General features: G+C 50.1%; 16 protein-coding genes. 15 read left to right on the top strand and 1 reads right to left on the bottom strand.

The annotated features are described in order from the left end of the window. Positions 1–34: 34 nt before the first annotated feature. The 15 genes from MKX98_RS21720 to MKX98_RS21650 all read left to right on the top strand — a co-directional run bounded on the left by MKX98_RS21720 (position 35) and on the right by MKX98_RS21650 (position 17,906). Complete coding sequence (locus tag MKX98_RS21720; RefSeq protein ID WP_071220124.1) at positions 35–988, top strand: bifunctional riboflavin kinase/FAD synthetase; 954 nt, start codon at positions 35–37, stop codon at positions 986–988. A gap of 164 nt (positions 989–1,152) precedes the next feature. After that, a complete protein-coding gene (gene rpsO / locus MKX98_RS21715) occupies positions 1,153–1,422 on the top strand; it encodes a 30S ribosomal protein S15 (RefSeq protein WP_006211281.1) in 270 nt (89 codons plus the stop codon). Between the two features lie 408 nt (positions 1,423–1,830). Next, entirely contained in the window at positions 1,831–3,936 is a 2,106-nt protein-coding gene (gene pnp / locus MKX98_RS21710) for a polyribonucleotide nucleotidyltransferase (RefSeq protein WP_113058664.1), read from the top strand. Between the two features lie 159 nt (positions 3,937–4,095). Further along, entirely contained in the window at positions 4,096–5,091 is a 996-nt protein-coding gene (locus MKX98_RS21705) for a polysaccharide deacetylase family protein (protein WP_339218309.1), read from the top strand. Between the two features lie 91 nt (positions 5,092–5,182). Next, complete coding sequence (locus tag MKX98_RS21700; RefSeq protein ID WP_339218308.1) at positions 5,183–6,451, top strand: pitrilysin family protein; 1,269 nt, start codon at positions 5,183–5,185, stop codon at positions 6,449–6,451. After that, positions 6,426–6,872: a dUTP diphosphatase gene (gene dut / locus MKX98_RS21695; RefSeq protein WP_181469793.1), complete on the top strand. Its 447-nt coding sequence runs from the start codon at positions 6,426–6,428 to the stop codon at positions 6,870–6,872. Before MKX98_RS21700 ends, dut begins: the two co-directional genes overlap by 26 nt. Positions 6,873–7,113: 241 nt before the next feature. Further along, entirely contained in the window at positions 7,114–8,010 is an 897-nt protein-coding gene (gene dpsA, locus MKX98_RS21690; RefSeq protein WP_194543543.1) for a dipicolinate synthase subunit DpsA, read from the top strand. Beyond that, positions 8,011–8,601, top strand: coding sequence for a dipicolinate synthase subunit B (locus tag MKX98_RS21685; RefSeq protein WP_071220129.1), 591 nt, complete (start codon positions 8,011–8,013; stop codon positions 8,599–8,601). Between the two features lie 81 nt (positions 8,602–8,682). Continuing rightward, positions 8,683–9,729 (top strand): aspartate-semialdehyde dehydrogenase, encoded by a 1,047-nt coding sequence (locus MKX98_RS21680; protein ID WP_260065172.1) that lies wholly within the window; start codon positions 8,683–8,685, stop codon positions 9,727–9,729. Positions 9,730–9,799: 70 nt separating this feature from the next. Next, positions 9,800–11,014, top strand: a complete 1,215-nt coding sequence (dapG, locus tag MKX98_RS21675; protein WP_194543540.1) for an aspartate kinase — start codon at positions 9,800–9,802, stop codon at positions 11,012–11,014. A 106-nt stretch (positions 11,015–11,120) separates the two neighbouring features. Further along, positions 11,121–12,002, top strand: coding sequence for a 4-hydroxy-tetrahydrodipicolinate synthase (gene dapA / locus MKX98_RS21670; protein ID WP_194543539.1), 882 nt, complete (start codon positions 11,121–11,123; stop codon positions 12,000–12,002). A 224-nt stretch (positions 12,003–12,226) separates the two neighbouring features. Then, a complete protein-coding gene (locus MKX98_RS21665; RefSeq protein WP_071220133.1) occupies positions 12,227–13,906 on the top strand; it encodes a ribonuclease J in 1,680 nt (559 codons plus the stop codon). A 268-nt stretch (positions 13,907–14,174) separates the two neighbouring features. Further along, positions 14,175–14,951 (top strand): ATP-dependent Clp protease proteolytic subunit, encoded by a 777-nt coding sequence (locus MKX98_RS21660; protein ID WP_194543538.1) that lies wholly within the window; start codon positions 14,175–14,177, stop codon positions 14,949–14,951. Continuing rightward, positions 14,948–15,190, top strand: coding sequence for a YlzJ-like family protein (locus tag MKX98_RS21655; RefSeq protein WP_194543537.1), 243 nt, complete (start codon positions 14,948–14,950; stop codon positions 15,188–15,190). The genes MKX98_RS21660 and MKX98_RS21655 overlap by 4 nt, the downstream gene beginning before the upstream one ends. A 40-nt stretch (positions 15,191–15,230) precedes the next feature. Further along, complete coding sequence (locus MKX98_RS21650) at positions 15,231–17,906, top strand: DNA translocase FtsK 4TM domain-containing protein (RefSeq protein WP_339218301.1); 2,676 nt, start codon at positions 15,231–15,233, stop codon at positions 17,904–17,906. Between the two features lie 75 nt (positions 17,907–17,981). Here MKX98_RS21650 and MKX98_RS21645 read toward each other — a convergent pair whose 3' ends face one another. Then, positions 17,982–18,842 (bottom strand): AraC family transcriptional regulator, encoded by an 861-nt coding sequence (locus tag MKX98_RS21645; protein ID WP_194543535.1) that lies wholly within the window; start codon positions 18,840–18,842, stop codon positions 17,982–17,984. Positions 18,843–18,993: the final 151 nt, after the last annotated feature.

Here is an 18,993-nt window from a genome sequence, read left to right as displayed (position 1 = left end):
CACGACTGGATTTAGTGAGTGGAGGTGAGTAAGCATGAGGGTTGTTTCTTTATCCTATCCTGTATCTTCTGATATTGTACGAGAAGCTGCCGAGCCGAAGGTAGCTGCAATCGGCCAGTTCGACGGTCTTCATCTGGGACATGCCAGCGTGCTTTCGACGGCTGTTAATATTGCGCGGGAGAATGGAGTGCCGGCTGCACTCATTACCTTTTATCCTCATCCGAAAGACGTCATTGGTAAAGGGAGCTATGAGGGATATCTGACACCTCAGCCTGACAAGCAGCAGCTGCTTGAGGCAATGGGGATCGATATTTTGTACGTTGTCGAGTTCAATAAGGAGTTCTCCCAGGTGAGTCCGGAAACGTTTGTTGAAGAAATGCTGTTTCCCTTGAATCTGCAAACGGCGGTTGTCGGATTTGATTTCCGATTCGGCCATAAGGGCGCCGGTGACGCGGTCAAGCTTCAGGAACTCGGCGAAGGCAGGATGTCTGTCGTTACGGTTCCGCCGTTCCTGGTCGATGGCGAGAAGGTGGGAAGTTCATCCATACGGATTGCCTTGAAAACAGGACAGCTGTCGGATGCAAACCGCTGGCTCGGACGGAATTACCATATCCGCGGCACGGTTATTCATGGGGAGAAGCGGGGAAGAAAGATCGGTTTTCCTACTGCCAACTTGGAATTAACCGATCCGTTCGTGGCACCTGCATTAGGCGTCTATGCCGTCCGTGCTCGCACGGATAAGCATCACGACTGGATTCCGGGCGTCATGAACATCGGCGTGAAGCCGACGTTCCACGAAGGGATTACAGAACCGATCTTCGAGGTCCATCTGTTCGATTTTGAAGGGGATCTGTATGACCAGATCATGACGGTGGATATTGTTCAATATATCCGCAAGGAGCATAAATTCGAATCGGTTCAGGAGCTTGTGGAATGGATTCAGCGAGATGCCGTCGAGGCCCGCAAAATATTGAAAGTCAGTGAATAAACGGTTTGGGACAAATTGTTCGCAAACGGATTTTCTTTTTCAGGTAAAGTATGCTATACTCTTAGAGGTCGCCTGAAGATAGGGCGATTTAACCTTGGCTTGGATGTTCGATCTCACCGTCGGTACCTGGGCCAATGGCGATTATAATGAGGGAGGTGAACAGGATGGCATTAACTCAAGAACGTAAACAACAACTGATTGACGAGCACAAAACTCATGAGTCCGATACAGGATCTCCAGAGGTGCAAATCGCTATCCTAACGGAAAACATTACGAACTTGACTGACCACTTGCGTACTCACAAGAAGGATCATCATTCCCGTCGTGGATTGTTGAAAATGGTCGGCCAACGCCGTAAGTTGCTTGCATACTTGAAAAACAAGGATGTTAAACGTTACAGTGCTTTGATCGAGAAGCTTGGATTGCGTCGCTAATCATCCATAAGATGTGCCGAAAACAGCCTGGTTGTCCACTGTCCTTCTTGGAACGACAGCGGCACAGCCGGGCTCTTTTCTAAGTATTGTACAATTTACCGTTTTCGAGCTTCCCCACAAAGTACTGCGTACGCTTCATAGCCTAAACTCCACTTTGTGGGGTTATCTTAATATAGATTCTTTATAGATTGTAGGCGTGGTCTGTTCGCTGAATTTCGCTTAATGGTATAACCAGGGGCAATCTATACGGAGAATGTTCTATACGGTTCGGGTTGTTCCTGTACATAGGTTTGCGATTTCGACCGTTTGGATGGCTCTGGTTAGGAAATGTGGACAGTGTTTTGCAAAAGACATGCTGATGGTAGAAGCAGATTTCAAAAAAAATTTATCCCCATGAGGAGGGATTACATGGAAACACGTGTTGAAATGCAGCTTGGCGGAAGACCCCTCGTGTTCGAAACAGGGCGCCTTGCGAAGCAGGCAAATGCGGCTGTGATGGTTCGTTACGGCGAAACGGCAGTCCTGTGTACAGTGACAGCTTCCAGTGAACCGAAGGATTTGGATTTCTTTCCATTGACGGTCAACTATGAGGAGCGTTTGTACGCCGTCGGTAAAATTCCGGGTGGATTCATCAAACGGGAAGGCAGACCAAGCGAGAAAGCGATTCTTGCCAGTCGTCTGACAGACCGTCCGATTCGTCCGTTGTTCCCTGAAGGCTTCCGTAATGATGTACAGGTTCTGAACCTCGTGATGAGCGTAGATCAGGATTGCGAGCCGGAAATCGCGGCAATGATCGGTACTTCCGCTGCCTTGAGCATCTCGGATGTGCCTTTTAACGGCCCGATCGGCGGCGTAGCGGTCGGTCGCGTTGACGGCAAATTCGTGGTGAACCCGAATATTGCCGAGCAGGAAGCGAGTGATATCTATCTGGTCGTTGCTGGCACCAAAGATGCGATCATGATGGTTGAAGCCGAAGCGAACGAAGTTCCTGAGGAAGTCATGCTGGAAGCAATCATGTTCGGGCATGAGGAAATCAAGAAAATCGTAGCCAAGATCGAAGAACTCGTAGCCGCTTGCGGTAAAGAGAAAATGGCGGTTAAACTTCATGCGGTAAATGAAACGGTGAATCGTGAAGTGCGCGATTTCGCCGAAGCTCGTCTTGTTGAAGCGGTTCGCATTGAGGAGAAACATGCTCGCCAGGATGCGATTGACGCTATCAATGATGAAGCGTACACCGTATTTGAAGAGAAGTATATCGAGACGCCTGAGTTGTTGAAGGATGTTAAAGAAGTGCTTCACGATATCGTGAAGGAAGAAGTTCGACGTTTGATCACGCATGACAAGGTTCGTCCGGATGGTCGTGGTCTGTCCGAGATCCGTCCTATCGATTGCGATACCAGCTTGCTGCCTAGAACGCATGGTTCCGGTCTGTTTACACGTGGACAAACCCAGGCTCTAAGCGTATGTACACTAGGTGCTCTAGGTGATGTACAGATTCTCGATGGAATCGATCTGGAAGAGACCAAGCGTTTCATGCACCATTACAACTTCCCGCCGTTCAGCGTAGGGGAAGCTCGTCCGCTTCGCGCTCCAGGCCGTCGTGAAATTGGTCACGGCGCACTCGGTGAACGTGCATTGTCGAAGGTCATTCCGAATGAAGTGGAATTCCCGTACACGATTCGCCTCGTGTCTGAAGTTATTGAATCGAATGGTTCGACTTCCCAAGCGAGTATTTGTGCGAGCACGCTTGCTATGATGGATGCAGGGGTACCGATCAAAGCACCTGTAGCCGGCGTGGCGATGGGCTTGATTAAAGACGGAGATCATGTTTCCATCTTGACCGATATTCAAGGGATGGAAGACCATCTCGGAGACATGGACTTCAAGGTTGCAGGGACACCTGACGGGGTTACCGCCATTCAGATGGATATCAAGATCGACGGTATCGACCGCGCGATTTTGCAGGAAGCACTGCAGCAGGCCAAAGAAGGACGGATGCATATCCTTGGAAAAATGGCAGAAGCCATTCAAAAGCCAAGAGAAACGTTATCCCAATATGCGCCTAAGATTATTACGATGCAGATCAATCCGGACAAAATCCGTGATGTAATCGGTGCCGGCGGCAAGATCATCAACAAAATCATCGAAGAAACCGGCGTGAAAATCGATATCGAGCAAGACGGCCGCGTGTTTATTGCATCTTCCAACGATGAGATGAACAAAAAAGCTCTTTCGATTATCGAAGGCATAGTGCGTGAGGTAGCTGTTGGCGAAATCTATACAGGTACTGTAAAACGGATTGAGAAATTCGGTGCATTCGTTGAAATCCTGCCTAACAAAGACGGGCTTGTTCATATCTCCCAGCTCTCGACCGAGCGCGTAGCGAAGGTAGAGGACGTGGTTGCAATCGGTGACGTCATTACCGTGAAGGTTACCGAAATCGACCAGCAGGGACGGATTAACCTGTCTCGCAAAGCGGTTTTGACTGCGGAAACAAACAAGAGCGGATCGTAATCCGCGCTTTGTTTGTTTAACAGCATATAGATAGAAGGAAAAGAGGCAGAACCTATTATTCTGGCTCTTTTTTTTAATCATTCGGGCATCACTTTGCGGCACATATTTCCTCCTGAACCTACATAAAATGGGACAAAGCTTCTCAAGGGGAGGGTGGATATGCCCATGAATGGAAAAAAGATGGTCGTGCTGCTAACCGGTGCCGCAATGGTGTCGGCTGTTGCTGTGTTCAGCGGGGCCTGGGGATATGTTTCGGGACTGCAGAATAATAAACCGGAGGCACAGTTCGCAAGCGGTTCAGAGAGGGCGGTAGACCTGGATTTATTGAGTCAAATCGAAGCCGCTGCGGCGAAGTCGCGAATTGAGCCGGTGGATGCCAGGGTGGACTCCGTGTGGAAAGCGATCCCCGGTTATAATGGACTCGAAATCGATATAGAGGCTACATACCAAGCTGCATCGTCAAAAAAGCGAAAAGCCGGAGAAGCCATCCCTTACGTGTACCGGCAAATTCCGGCCAAAGTAACGCTGAATGATCTTGGAGATCAACCAATCTATCGGGGCAACCCCGACAAGCCGATGGTATCGCTGATGATTAACGTGGCCTGGGGGAATGAATTTCTGGTGCCAATGCTGGACACGCTGGATGCGGAGAAGGTGAAGACAACCTTTTTCCTGGATGGGAGCTGGTTGAAGAAGAACCCTGAGCTTGCCGGCGAAATTCTGAAAAGAGGTCATGAGGTGGAGAATCATGCCTATACGCATCCGAACATGAGCCGTCTCAGCAGGGATCGGGCGGAGCTGGAAATTGCGAAGACGCAGGATCTGCTCAAAGAAAGTTTGGGCGTAGAGAACAAATGGTTTGCTCCGCCTTCCGGCGATTTTAATCAACAGACCGTATCCATTGCTAAAGCAAGGGGATTGAAGACGGTCCTATGGACGCTCGATACGGTTGATTGGAAGCATCCTGCGCCGGATGCAGTCGTTCAGAAGATATCCACGAAGGTGGAGCCGGGTTTCCTGATTTTGATGCACCCCACCGATTCCTCGTCCCAGGCGTTAAAGGGAATGATTGACGGAATACGTGCCAAAGGGCTGGAAATAGGAACCGTTAGCCAGACGCTTTCTCCTGAGCGAATCATGCCGAAAGGAAGTTGAGCCGCATGGTAAAGTTTGATAGAATGAATGGATGGCATGAGGCTGGTAATCAGCTTATGTAAGCCTGGATGGAACAGTTAGGGGGGCCCTCGTGAAAAAAATACAATTGTCTAACGGCCTAAGAGTGGTTATGGAGCAAATCCCGACAAGTCGTTCGGTTTCATTCGGTATTTGGGTGAAGACCGGATCCCGCAATGAATCGGAGGACATCAACGGGATTACGCATTTTATAGAGCACATGATGTTCAAAGGGACGGAGCGTTTTGACGCCCGTGCCATTGCTGAGGAATTTGATGCCATCGGCGGTAACGTCAATGCTTTTACGTCTAAGGAATATACGTGTTATTACGCCAAGGTGCTGGATGAGCATTTTCCGATTGCGGTTGACGTGCTGTCCGACATGTTTTTCAACTCGAAGCTGGATGCGGGCGAGTTAGCCAAGGAGAAGAACGTCATTCTGGAAGAGATCGCGATGTATGAGGATACGCCGGATGATCTGGTGCATGACCTGATGTCGTTATCGGCGTACGGCGATCACCCGCTGGCTTATCCGATTCTGGGTACGAAGGAACGGCTTGAATCAATGGATTCACAAGCGCTTAGAGCTTACATGGATAAACACTATACCATTGAGAATACGGTAATCGCTCTGGCAGGCAACATCAATGATGATGTGATTGAAATATTGGAACGTCATTTTGGCGGATTTAACAATCACGGCAGCTCCGAGCCGCTGGCCGTGCCCGCCTTTTTGGACGGCGTTCAGTTCCGCAAGAAGAAAACAGAGCAGAATCATATCTGCATGTCGTTTCCCGGCTGCTCCATCGGAGACGAGCTACAGTATGCAATGGTCCTGTTGAATAACGCCATTGGCGGCGGCATGAGTTCACGCTTGTTTCAGGAAATCCGGGAGAAGCGCGGACTGGCATACTCGGTATATTCATATCATAGTTCACACGCAGATAACGGGATGTTCACCATTTATGCTGGTACAGCGCCCAAGCAGACAAAGGAAGTCCTTCAGCTGACGACGGAAATGCTGCATGATCTGGCACAGAACGGGATGACGGAGGAAGAGCTGCGCAAAGGGAAGGAACAACTGAAGGGCAGTCTCATTCTAAGCTTGGAGAGCACGAGCAGCCGCATGAACCGCTTGGGCAAGAACGAATTGATGCTGGGCCGCCATTTCAGTCTGGATGAAATCATTAAGCGGATTGAACAGGTGGACATGAAGGATGTCGACGCGGTTCTTGACCGTATGTTTGGGACTCCATATGCACTAGCGATGGTAGGAACTTCAGATAAAGCACTGAATGTACTTAGGAGGAATGAATTTGTTGCACTACGTTCAAATCAATAGATTGCCAGGTAATGAAGATGTCAAACTTCCCGTGAAAATGTCCGAGCTGGCGGCAGGCTTTGACCTGCACGCAGCAGTTGCGGAGCCGGTGGTTTTGAATCCAGGCGAACGCCAATTAATCCCGACCGGTTTTGCGATTGCCATGCCGGCTGAGCTTGAAGCTCAAATCCGCCCGCGCAGCGGACTGGCTTACAAGCATGGTATTACCTGCCTGAATTCTCCAGGTACGATTGATGCCGATTATCGCGGGGAAGTGAAGGTGCTGCTGGTGAATTTGGGACAAGAGCCATTTGCGATTGAGCGCAATGAACGTATTGCCCAGATGGTGTTCAAAACCGTTCCGGCAGTAGAATTCATGGAAGTTGACGAGTTGTCCGACACCGTACGGGGTGCAGGTGGATTCGGTCATACCGGCAAGTAAACCCATTCATGATCCGTTATCGGTATCCATCATCGTATTTTACAAAGCACACCGCTCCGGCCTAGCCGGGCGGTGTTTTTTTCGTCAGCGTTCACGCAAAATGGATCCAGATCCGGCTTCGCCCTTCATAGCGGTATTTATTGCGTTAAGGCGGTAGTTTAATTGAAATGCGCTCACCACCCTATAGGCGGCGGCATAAGATGGTTTATACGTTGGTTAGAAGAAAGGAGCGAGGCCTTCCATGCTGACTGGAGTCCGGACCGTCTTTGTTGGAGGAGACGCAAGGCAAATTGAGGTCATACGAAAATGCGCTGAGATGGATGCCTCCGTCATGATCGCCGGGTTTGAGAAATTGCAGGATTCTTTTCAGGGAGTGACTCGCGAGCCGCTCACGCCAGAGCTGTTATCGAATGCCGATGCTCTGATCCTGCCTGTCGTGGGATGTGATGACGAGGGACGTGTCAGCGCGCTGTTCTCAGAAGGGCCATTGCGATTGCAGGATGAACATATCGCAGCGATGCCCGGACATGGAGTGATCTATACAGGCATGGCGAAACCCTATTTACGCTCGCTATGTGACAAATATAAGATCAAGCTGGTAGAGATTTTGGAGAGGGACGATGTGGCCATCTATAATTCCATTCCGACAGCGGAAGGTGCGCTGATGATGGCGATCCAAAACACGGATTTTACGATTCATGGATCAACCAGCATGGTGCTTGGCATGGGACGGACGGGGTTCACCATGGCTCGCAGCCTGCAAGGGCTGGGTGCCAAAATCCGGATGGGCGTACGCAAATCGGAGCACTATGCCAGAGCGGAGGAAATGGGCTGGAAGCCCTTCCTGGTAAGGGATCTGGGTTCTTATGTGTCGGATATTGACTTGCTTTTTAACACGATTCCAACTATGATAGTCACAGCACAAATCATCTCGAAAATGCCTCGGGAGGCTGTCATCATCGACCTTGCCTCCGCACCTGGCGGATGCGATTTTCGCTATGCTGAAAAACGGGGTATCAAAGCCATGCTCGCACCCGGACTACCCGGAATCGTGGCTCCAAAAACAGCCGGCATTATTATGGCCAACACGCTGGTGGAGCTGATTTCTGAAGAAATCAAGATTCGGGGGGATGCGTAGATGAATTGGAATGGAATAACAGTGGGTTATGCCCTGACAGGATCGCACTGCACGCTTGAAGAAGTGATGCCGCAGATCCAGCGGTTCAAAGATGGTGGAGCAAATGTGGTGCCGATTGTGTCCAGCACCATCATGACAACCGATACCCGATTCGGCACATCGGAGAATTGGCAGAAACAGTTGAAAGATATAACCGGGAATGATATTATTTCTACAATTGTGGAGGCGGAACCGCTAGGTCCATCCAAGCTCCTTGACGTTCTGGTTATCGCCCCATGCACGGGAAACACGACCAGCAAGCTGGCCAATGCGATGACTGACAGCCCTGTTTTAATGGCAGCCAAGGCGCAGATGAGAAATTGCAGACCGCTGGTTCTGGCGATTTCTACGAATGATGGCCTTGGGCTGAATGCGGCGAATATCGCTAAGCTGCTTGTAACGAAAAACATTTATTTTGTTCCTTACGGACAGGATAATCCACAGCAGAAGCCTAATTCGCTTGTCGCCAAAATGGATTTGATTCCGGAAGCGTGTTATGCGGCTCTGGAAGGGAAACAGCTGCAGCCGATGATCGTAGAATATTCGCATTAACCGCGATTCAGCCTGTTGAACAACAAGGCATCATAGAAGAGCGACAGCCGCGGTTTCATTCATGAAGGGGAGTTTAGACAGATGACCGAGCATCTTTATAATGTGGCTGTTGTTGGAGCAACCGGCGCAGTCGGGCAACAGATTCTCAAGCTGTTGGAGTCGCGTCATTTTCCGATTGCTGAGTTAAAGCTGTTGTCCTCTGCAAGATCTGCCGGTAAAGCATTGAACTTCAAAGGCCAAGCGATCCTTGTGGAAGAAGCAACCCCCGACAGTTTTGCAGGAATCGATATCGCGCTGTTCAGTGCGGGCGGCGATGTGAGCAAGGCACTTGCGCCACATGCGGTACGCCATGGAGCGGTATGCATCGATAACACCAACGCATTCCGCATGGATCCGGATAAAGTGCTGGTCGTGCCTGAGGTTAACCCTGAGAAGATTGATGAACATAACGGTATTATTGCGAATCCGAATTGCTCAACGATTCAGATGGTAGCAGCGCTGAAGCCGCTTCATGACGCATACGGCATATCCCGCATTATCGTTTCAACCTATCAAGCCGTTTCTGGCGCAGGGCATCAAGCCATTGATGAAATGCTGCGCCAGAGCAAAGAGATTCTTGACGGCCAAAAGGTGCAGCCTGATATTTTACCTGTTGGATCGCTGCCTGTGAAGCATCAAATCGCCTTTAACGCGATTCCGCAGATCGATAAATTTACAGAGAATGGTTATACCTTGGAAGAAATGAAGATGGTCCGTGAGACCAAAAAAATTATGGGCGACGAATCCATCGAAGTGACGGCTACCTGTGTTCGTATTCCAGTCGTTAGCGGGCATTCGGAATCCGTGTACGTTGAATTCAAGAATGACTATGATCTGGAAGAAGTTCATCGACTTCTGTCGAATGCACCCGGTGTTACGCTGGTTGACGATCCAGCTGCACAATCGTATCCGCTTGCTACGGAAGCCGTGGGGAAACCGGATGTATTCGTAGGAAGGCTTCGCCGCGATCTGGGACATAAGCGTGGACTTAACATGTGGATCGTTTCAGATAATCTTCTGAAGGGTGCAGCATGGAATGCCGTGCAAATCGCAGAAATCATCGTCAACAAACGGAACGGCCAGGCTTAGTAGCCGGCCGTTTCAGTCGGTCGGCCCGAAATTCACGTCTCCTGGGCATATACAAACGGAGGAATATTTTATGCGCATCTTAGTTCAAAAATTCGGCGGCACCTCTTTATCCACACCGCAAGCAAGAACCCATGTTATTGGGCACATCCAGCGCGAACTGGCTAATCACTACCAATTGGTCGTAGTCGTATCGGCTATGGGACGACGCGGGGAGCCTTACGCAACAGATACTCTTCTGGACTGGATCGATCATAATGGAAACGCGCTTCCAGACAGAGAGCGGGATTTGCTGCTCTGCTGCGGTGAGATTATCTCAGCTACAACGCTGTGCAGTCTGCTTCAGCATGAAGGGATAACCGCGACGGTGCTGACGGGTGCCCAAGCCGGGTTTCTTACAGACGATCACTTCGGAAATGCACGCATTAAGGACGTAAAACCTGAACGGGTTTTGAAAGAGCTGGAGTCTCATCAGGTCGTGATCGTGACCGGTTTCCAAGGACAGACCGATTCGGGTGACTTTACGACGCTGGGGAGGGGCGGAAGCGATACGTCGGCTACCGCGCTTGGAGCCGCGCTTCGCGCCGAAATGGTTGATATCTACACGGACGTCAACGGTATTCTTACGGCGGATCCCCGCATCGTGGAAGATGCGAAGCCGCTCAGCTATGTAAGTTATACGGAGATTTGCAATATGGCTCATCAAGGTGCCAAGGTGATTCACCCTAGAGCAGTTGAGATTGCCATGCAATCCCAAATTCCGGTCAGAGTGCGGTCGACCTTCTCGGATAATGAGGGAACACTGGTTACCCAGCCGGAAGGTTTCAGAGATATACAATCCGGAATCGTGGACCGCTTTGTGACGGGAGTTGCTTATGTAAGCAATATTACGCAAATCTCAGTGGAGTGCGATCGCATGGAAGGTCTTCAGCTGAAGGTTTTCAAATCGATGGCGGAACATTCCATCAGCGTGGACTTTATTAATGTTACCCCTACAGGAGTCCTTTATACGGTATTTGACAGCGATTCGGAGAAGGCGATTGAAGTGCTGCAGAGCCTGGATTTGAAACCAAAAAGCTTGTCCGGCTGTGCGAAGGTATCCGTTATTGGTGGGGGTATCAACGGAGTTCCGGGCATCATGGCCAAAATCGTGGAATCCTTGAGCGAGCACGATATTCCGATTCTGCAATCGGCAGATTCGAACACAACGATCTGGGTGCTTGTGAAGAAGGAAGATATGGCTCAAGCGCTGCGCGCGTTGCATCATAAATTCGAACTTCACCGATAAGGACCCGGGATGATCTGTTCGTTAAACGTTTGATAGGAAATACTATATATAAGATTACTTACGAAGGAAGCTTGCCCGCTGGGGACAGCTTTAAGGAGGAATCATTGTGGATTTCGGAAGATTGATTACGGCTATGGTAACCCCATTTGATCAGAATGGCGAGATCAATTGGGACGAGACTGCGAGATTGATTGAGCACCTGATTGTGGAACAGAAATCGGACTCCCTGGTCATTGCAGGGACGACGGGCGAATCGCCAACGCTTCGCGAAGACGAAAAGCTAGAATTGTTTAAGTTCGCAGTGAAGCAGGCGGATGGACGGAGCAAGATCATTGCAGGTACCGGCAGCAACGATACGGCACATTCTGCAGAATTGACGAAAAAAGCGGAAAGCTGCGGCGTCGACGGTATTTTGCTTGTCGCTCCGTATTATAATAAGCCGAACCAGGAAGGGCTCTACCAGCACTTTAAGGTGATCGCTGAGGCAACTTCCTTGCCTGTCATGCTGTACAACGTACCGGGGCGGACGGGCATCAGCCTAAGCACGGCCACCACCCTGCGTCTGGCTGAAATACCGAACATCGTTGCAACCAAGGAATGTGCTTCGATTGACCAGGTTACGGGCATTGCCGCAGGGGCTCCGGACGGGTTCATCGTATATTCCGGCGACGATTCCGCAGCACTGCCTGCCCTGGCCGTTGGTGCTTACGGAATCGTAAGCGTGGCCAGCCATATCGCTGGTGCCCGTATGAAGGATATGATCCAAGCTTATGTGGAAGGAAACGTGAAGGAAGCTGCCAAGCTGCATCAATCCTTGTTTCCGCTGTTCAAGGGCCTGTTTGAATGTCCTGACCCGCTTCCGAACCCGGCGGCGGTTAAATTCGCTCTGAATGAGCGGGGCTATCAGGTCGGCGGCGTTCGCCTGCCGCTCGTTTCTCCTAGCGAGAATGAGGCTGCATTTATCCGTAAGATGCTGTCATCCTTGTAACCTGCGCACCCGCCATACTCAAGCCACTGCCTTCCACGAAGGCCGTGGCTTTCTTCGTTTTAAACCCTTCTGTCTCTGGGTATCCTATGGCTCACGAAGGTGGTTGACTTGTGTTTTCACTTTTTCATCATGTATAATGAATTCAAGTGACTGGGTGCGGTATTTTTTTGAAATTTAATATAACAATGGTACGACGTCCAAAACTATAGGAGGGTTAGATACATTTGTCTAAGAAAATAAGCAACGATAAACTATCGATTTTTGCCTTGGGCGGCGTCGGTGAGATCGGGAAGAACATGTATGTCATTCAATATGCCAATGACATCGTTGTCGTGGATGCGGGATTGAAGTTCCCAGAAGAAGATATGCTTGGGATTGATATTGTTATTCCTGATATTAGCTATTTAACGGAGAATCGAGACAAAGTGAGAGGGATTTTGCTGACTCACGGTCACGAGGACCATATCGGCGGCCTCCCTTACGTATTGAAACACTTGAATGTTCCTGTATACGGAACGAAATTGACGCTCGGACTCGTGGAAAACAAGCTCAGAGAAGCGAATTTGCTTGGTGAGACGAAACGGATTCTGATCCATGCGGATTCGGAAGTACAACTCGGAAACACATTGAAAGCGACCTTCTTCAAGACCAATCACAGTATTCCGGATTCCGTCGGAATCTGTATCGAAACACCGGAAGGCAATGTAGTGCATACGGGAGACTTTAAGTTCGACCATACTCCGGTAAATGACCAATATGCGGATCTGCAGCGTATGGCTGAGATCGGAAGCAAGGGAGTATTGGCTCTTCTGTCAGACAGCACGAACGCAGAAAGACCAGGCTTCACACCTTCCGAGAAAAACGTGGGCATCGTGCTGGAAGATATTTTCCGCAAGGCCGAGCAGCGGGTGGTTGTTGCAACGTTTGCATCCAATGTGCACCGCATCCAACAGGTTGTCAACGCAGCCGAATCCACGGGCCGTAAAATTACGGTTATCGGAAGAAGCATGGTCAACGTGGTGTCCATTGCGGCTGAGCTTGGATACTTGTATATTCCGGACGGCATGCTGATCGAACCTGAAGAGGTTAACAAAATGGCGGCCGACCGCGTTGTCGTATTGTGTACAGGCAGTCAAGGAGAGCCGATGTCAGCGCTCACACGCATGGCACGCTCCACTCACCGCAAGGTGGATATTCTGCCAGGGGATACGGTTATCATTGCAGCAACACCGGTTCCAGGTAATGAAAAATATGTCGGCCGTACGATTGATGAGTTGTTCCGTCTTGGAGCAGACGTGATTTATAGTGGATCCAATTCGGGTGTCCACGTCTCGGGTCACGGCAGCCAGGAAGAACTTAAGCTGATGCTGAATCTGATGAAACCGCAATTTTTCATCCCTGTCCATGGCGAATACCGGATGCAGCGCCGTCACGCTCTGCTAGCAGAGTCCGTTGGTGTTGATCCCGATAACATCTTTATTACCGATATCGGTGAAATTGTGGAAATTCAGGGCGGCTCGGCCCGCAAAGCCGGCAAAGTAACCGCTGGCAATGTTCTGATAGACGGACTTGGCGTTGGTGACGTAGGAAACATCGTACTGCGCGACCGCAAGCTTCTGTCCCAGGACGGAATTCTGGTCGTTGTCGTTACCTTGAGCAAGCAAAACGGTTCCATCGTATCCGGTCCTGATATTATTTCGCGTGGATTCGTATACGTACGGGAATCCGAAGGGCTTCTGGATGAAGCCAATCGTATCGTTTCCAGCACGCTTCAGAAGCTGATGAGTGAAAACGTGAATGAATGGGCGTCACTGAAGACCAGCGTAAAAGACGCTTTGGGACGCTTCTTGTATGAACAAACACGTCGCAGACCGATGATCTTGCCGATCATTATGGAAGTCTGATACAAGATAACAACATAAATCAGGCACACAGTCGCCCCTTTTTCGCAGGTAATAATTGGACGGTTCCCGCGAAAGAGGGGCTTTTTATAGGTTAATCCTAAAACTTCTCCGAGTCATTTCGGCAGAAGTTTTTTTGTGGTTTCTGCAATGACGACCTCATGCTGAAAACATCGGATAAGCATAAAATAGTCCCGTCATTTGCCATACTAAGGTTTAGCTATGTGTTGGTTGCAGCAGCTAGACATTAAGATAAAGGCAGGGATGCGAAGTGGACAACGATCAATGGATGACCGGCAGCAGAAAAGGAGAATGGACTGGTGAGACGGAGGCTCCTCAGGTCGTCCCCACCGAGGAAGCCAAGAAAGCGGCCGTGACGGAAACCATACAGCAGCTGGGACAGACGGGCCTTCCGACCGGCGGGGAATCGAACGTATTTTGCATGACGATAATTGGACAAATCGAGGGCCATATCGTGCTGCCGCCGCAAAATAAAACGACCAAATACGAGCATATGATTCCACAGCTCGTGGCAGCCGAACAAAACCCGCGGATCGAAGGCCTCTTGATCATTCTCAATACCGTTGGCGGTGACGTGGAAGCCGGACTTGCCATTGCCGAGATGATTGCATCGCTCAGCAAACCGACCGTAACGGTAGTCATTGGCGGCGGGCATAGTATCGGCGTCCCGATCGCTGTAGCGGCAGACCACTCGATCATCGCGGAGAGTGCGACGATGACCATTCACCCGATACGCATGAGCGGGTTAGTCATTGGCGTGCCGCAAACCTTTGAATACATGGAGAAAATGCAGGAGCGTGTCGTTCGTTTTGTGACGAGCCATTCGAGGATAACAGAGGAACAGTTTAAGGATCTGATGTTTAAAACCGGTGAATTGAACAGGGATATCGGTACCGCGGTTTCGGGTACAGATGCCGTCAAATACGGCCTCATGAACGAAGTGGGGGGAATCGGGCAGGCCTTAAGCCGGTTGAACAGTATGATTGCAGAACGTAAAACGATAAGCCCTGGGGGGATCACGCAATGATATGGTACAGCGTCATCCCTTTGGATTCGGCCGGGCTGCTGCAAGGAGAGCAGGCAGCCGTTACGTCCAGGGAAATTCGGGTTGAAGGAATACTGATGGAAGTTGAACCGATGTCAGAGGACCAGGCGAAAATTGTCCGTTTACTCGACTGCGGGCTTCAAGATTACTTGAATCCACGCTATTCTCCGGGGGCAATGATTCGCTATATTCCGACGGTAGAAAATGAGGCTAAAGGCTGAAAACAGAACATAGGTACGCCACCGAATATTATGCTATAATATGGATTCGGGGGTGACACTTTTGGCAAAACGGAAAAGAAAGAAGAAGGCAGCCTTTGCAGCCGTTTTGAAGTATGAAATTTATGGGATTGTATTGATGACACTTTCGGTCATTGCATTATCCGGAGAAGCACCGGTGGGGCGTTCCCTGTCCAAGATGTCGGGATATCTGCTGGGAAAGTATTATTTTATCATCCCCCTAATCGGCATTTATTACGGGTTAATGGTGATGATTCACCGGAAATGGCCCAAACGCTGGAACAGCAGACGCACCGGTGTCCTTCTCTTGGTGTTATCGCTAACTTTAATGAGCAGTATTGCAGGTTTGGAGTCGAAGCTGGCCCCGATTGGACAATTGAATGCGTCAAATGCGATGAGCCAGATACATAGTGATTTGCAAGGCGAGCTCCTTCATGCCGGGGCAGATGATGGACATCATCCCGTCATGGGCAGAGACATCAGCGGCGGTTACATTGGAGCGTTGCAGTTTGCCTTTCTGTTAATGCTGTTTGGCAGCATAGGGGCCAAGTTGATTGTGATTGTCATGCTGGTTATCAGCTTCATGCTGATCACCAACCTGTCCTATGTTGATTTAATGCGGATGTTCCGCGTGAGGGTTGTAAAGGCCGGAGAACGGATTCAGAAAAAAGTGAACAGCCACCAGACCAAATCAAGAGCGGCAGCAAAATCAAGCGCGAAGGAACAACGCATGCAGCTGCCGGAGGATCTGGATGAGGACGATGATCTGGATGATATGGAGGGCATGAGGCTGCCGCGCCGCAAAGCGCCGCAATTCTTCCAGCTGTTCGGTTCCAAAGGGGGCAAACGGGACGAAGCAGTAGAAGAGGCCCGGGATGCTGCGGATGAAGCGTCCCCGGTATTTACGGTTGGTAACGGACATGGTGCTAAGGAGAAAGAGGAGGTCGTCCTCTTCAACAGTCAGGTCCAACCGGAGGAAGAAGCGGACGTGATTTCTCCTGCAGTGGAATCCGTGCCTTCATCGCCGATTATTCGCGATTTCTTCGAGCAAGTGAAACAAGAAGGACGCCTGGATGACGAGTACGATGATCACGAAGCGGTGATACCTCCTGTGCAAGAGGAATCTCCGGGGGATACCGCAGCGAGTCCTGAGGCCACCGTTGGCAGCCTTGAAGCTTCAAAAGGCGAGTTGAGCGGAGCTACACCAGCTACTACGGATAACGGAGGGCAGGAGGGAACAGCACCGGCAGCGCCGCCGGCTCCCCCACCCAAGCCGTACAAGCTGCCTCCATTCCGGCTGCTATCCAAACCCAATAACGGCGGTAAGGGTGGAGACCAGAACGATTATATGCAGACAGCGCGCAAGCTGGAAGCGACGCTGGAAAGTTTCGGCGTTCGAGCCAAGGTGCTGGAGGTTGTTCGGGGGCCATCGGTAACCCGCTATGAAATTCAGCCGGACATCGGGGTTAAAGTCAGTCGGATCGTCAATCTGACCGATGATATTGCACTTGCGCTTGCGGCCAAGGATATTCGGATGGAAGCGCCGATTCCCGGCAAATCAGCCATCGGGATCGAAGTGCCGAACAACGAAGTTTCACTAGTTACGATGAGAGAGGTTATGGAGACGCCGACGTTCCAGGACGCGGAATCGAAGCTTTCGATTGCATTTGGCCGTGATATTTCCGGCCAGACCATTGTCGGTAACTTGGCACGGATGCCCCATCTTCTTGTTGCAGGTGCAACGGGTTCGGGTAAATCCGTATGTATCAACGGCATTATTACCAGCATTCTGTATAAAGCGAAGCCGGATGAGGTTAAATTCCTGATGGTCGATCCGAAGATGGTCGAGCTTAATGTCTACAACGGGATTCCGCATTTGATGGCACCGGTGGTAACCGATCCGAAGCGGGCATCCTTGGCACTTAAGAAAATCGTGGTAGAGATGGAGAAGCGGTATGAGCTGTTCTCCAAATCGGGAACGCGAAATATTGAGGGCTACAACAATCTGATGAAGGATAATTTGCCGGCAGTGTTGCCGTATATCGTCGTTATCGTGGACGAGTTGGCCGATTTGATGATGGTTGCAGCCAACGATGTGGAAGACGCGATCACACGACTGGCCCAAATGGCCCGTGCTGCGGGGATCCACTTGATCATCGCGACGCAGCGTCCATCAGTCGACGTTATTACCGGGGTCATTAAAGCGAACATTCCGTCGCGCATTGCCTTTGGTGTGTCATCGCAGGTCGATTCCCGAACGATTCTGGACATGGCGGGGGCGGAGAAGCTGCTCGGCCGCGGGGATATGCTGTTTATGCCGATGGGCTCCTCCAAGCCGATCCGCGTCCAGGGTGCTTTCATGAGTGATCATGAAGTCGAGAATATCGTGGATTTTGTCCGGGACCAAGGACAGGCGGAGTATGACGAGTCGCTGGTGCCTGAGATAGAGGAATCCGCCGGCGCGGACGAAGAAGAATTGGATGAGTTGTATGAGCAGGCGGTGACTATCGTACTGGAAGCTAAGCAAGCGTCCGTATCGCTGCTGCAGCGGAGAATGCGCGTAGGTTATACCCGTGCAGCACGTCTCATCGATTCGATGGAGGCACGCGGGGTTATCGGACCTTATGAGGGAAGCAAACCGCGGGAAGTGCTAATGTCCATGGAGCAATATCAACAACAGCAGAATCGAATCAGTTAAGGGAGCCGATCCCACAACTTCAAACAAAGGAAGCGAACAACCAGACTGTTGGGTTGATCGCTTCCTTTTTTTTGTTTACGTGGTGCTATTCATTTTGCGGTATTTGCTTGCCGTCATTTTCATAATTTTCTTAAAGGTTCGGTCAAAATGCGTCAGGCTTTCAAAGCCGATGGATTCGGCGATGTCCACGATTTTCAGGTCCGTATCCGTTAGAAGGCGCTGCGCTTCGCGAATACGGGTGAGGTTCAAATAATTAATGATCGTAAAGCCTGTAATTTCTTTGAATATCCGGGACAGGTAGAACGGGCTGATGTAGAAGGTTTCGGCTAATTGCTGCAGCGTGATTTTGTCTGCATAATGGACGTGAATATATTTAACGACGTCCGTGATTTTCTGATGGAGCGGATTCATGGACGTGTGAGCAGGCAGCGAGGCGGAATGGGATAACCGAGAGGTTTTAATGAGTAACTCCGTAAGCAGCACCTGCAGCATATACTCGTACGAAGCGGAGCTTTCTCGTATTTCATCGGCCATTTTATTCAAAATTTGCATGATGATTGCTTGCTCTGGAACGGTTAAACGCAGCAGGGGTCTATCCTGATTAAACATGCCCAGCAATCCGGATGCCAGCAAGGGATGGCCTTTTCCCAGAAAAGAATCGCTAAAATTAATGACGATACGTTCATGCTCCGGATCGCCTTGTCCCGAAGTTTTATGAACGTCGAATTTATTGATGAGAATGAGGTCTCCCGCCTGGATGGTGTACAATTTTTCTTTTATAAAATAATGACGCTCGCCTGTAACCAAATAGTAGATTTCATAGGTTCCGTGATAATGGTTATTTCGTTCAAAGGGCTTGGTGCGATGAATGCGATGGTAGTAAAATTCCCCTTCTTCTTCCCCGTAAGTTACGGTATGGGTATCGCTGGATATCATAATCTGCCCCCGCTTCGTTTCAATTCATTCATGATCAGGTTTATTCTAATACTTCAGTTATATTGTACCAACTTCTATTAAGCAAAACAAAGCAAGATATGTTGAATGAGCCTTCAATTTCGCAATAAAAGTGAAGAAATCCAACTGATGA

Origin of the sequence: Paenibacillus sp. FSL W7-1332 (genome assembly GCF_037969785.1) — a bacterium.
Classification (GTDB): Bacteria; Bacillota; Bacilli; order Paenibacillales; family Paenibacillaceae; genus Paenibacillus_AQ.
Note: the sequence above shows the minus strand (reverse complement) of the source record. Positions and strands in the feature narration are given on the sequence as shown.

What these genes read in the sequence shown, in the direction of transcription:
- MKX98_RS21655 (WP_194543537.1), top strand. Translation starts at nt 14,948, where the DNA reads ATGATATGGTACAGCGTCATCCCTTTGGATTCGGCCGGGCTGCTGCAA.
- MKX98_RS21680 (WP_260065172.1), top strand. Translation starts at nt 8,683, where the DNA reads ATGACCGAGCATCTTTATAATGTGGCTGTTGTTGGAGCAACCGGCGCA.
- rpsO (WP_006211281.1), top strand. Translation starts at nt 1,153, where the DNA reads ATGGCATTAACTCAAGAACGTAAACAACAACTGATTGACGAGCACAAA.
- MKX98_RS21650 (WP_339218301.1), top strand. Translation starts at nt 15,231, where the DNA reads ATGGATTCGGGGGTGACACTTTTGGCAAAACGGAAAAGAAAGAAGAAG.
- MKX98_RS21685 (WP_071220129.1), top strand. Translation starts at nt 8,011, where the DNA reads ATGAATTGGAATGGAATAACAGTGGGTTATGCCCTGACAGGATCGCAC.
- MKX98_RS21705 (WP_339218309.1), top strand. Translation starts at nt 4,096, where the DNA reads ATGCCCATGAATGGAAAAAAGATGGTCGTGCTGCTAACCGGTGCCGCA.
- dpsA (WP_194543543.1), top strand. Translation starts at nt 7,114, where the DNA reads ATGCTGACTGGAGTCCGGACCGTCTTTGTTGGAGGAGACGCAAGGCAA.
- MKX98_RS21720 (WP_071220124.1), top strand. Translation starts at nt 35, where the DNA reads ATGAGGGTTGTTTCTTTATCCTATCCTGTATCTTCTGATATTGTACGA.
- dapG (WP_194543540.1), top strand. Translation starts at nt 9,800, where the DNA reads ATGCGCATCTTAGTTCAAAAATTCGGCGGCACCTCTTTATCCACACCG.
- pnp (WP_113058664.1), top strand. Translation starts at nt 1,831, where the DNA reads ATGGAAACACGTGTTGAAATGCAGCTTGGCGGAAGACCCCTCGTGTTC.
- MKX98_RS21645 (WP_194543535.1), bottom strand. Translation starts at nt 18,842, where the DNA reads ATGATATCCAGCGATACCCATACCGTAACTTACGGGGAAGAAGAAGGG.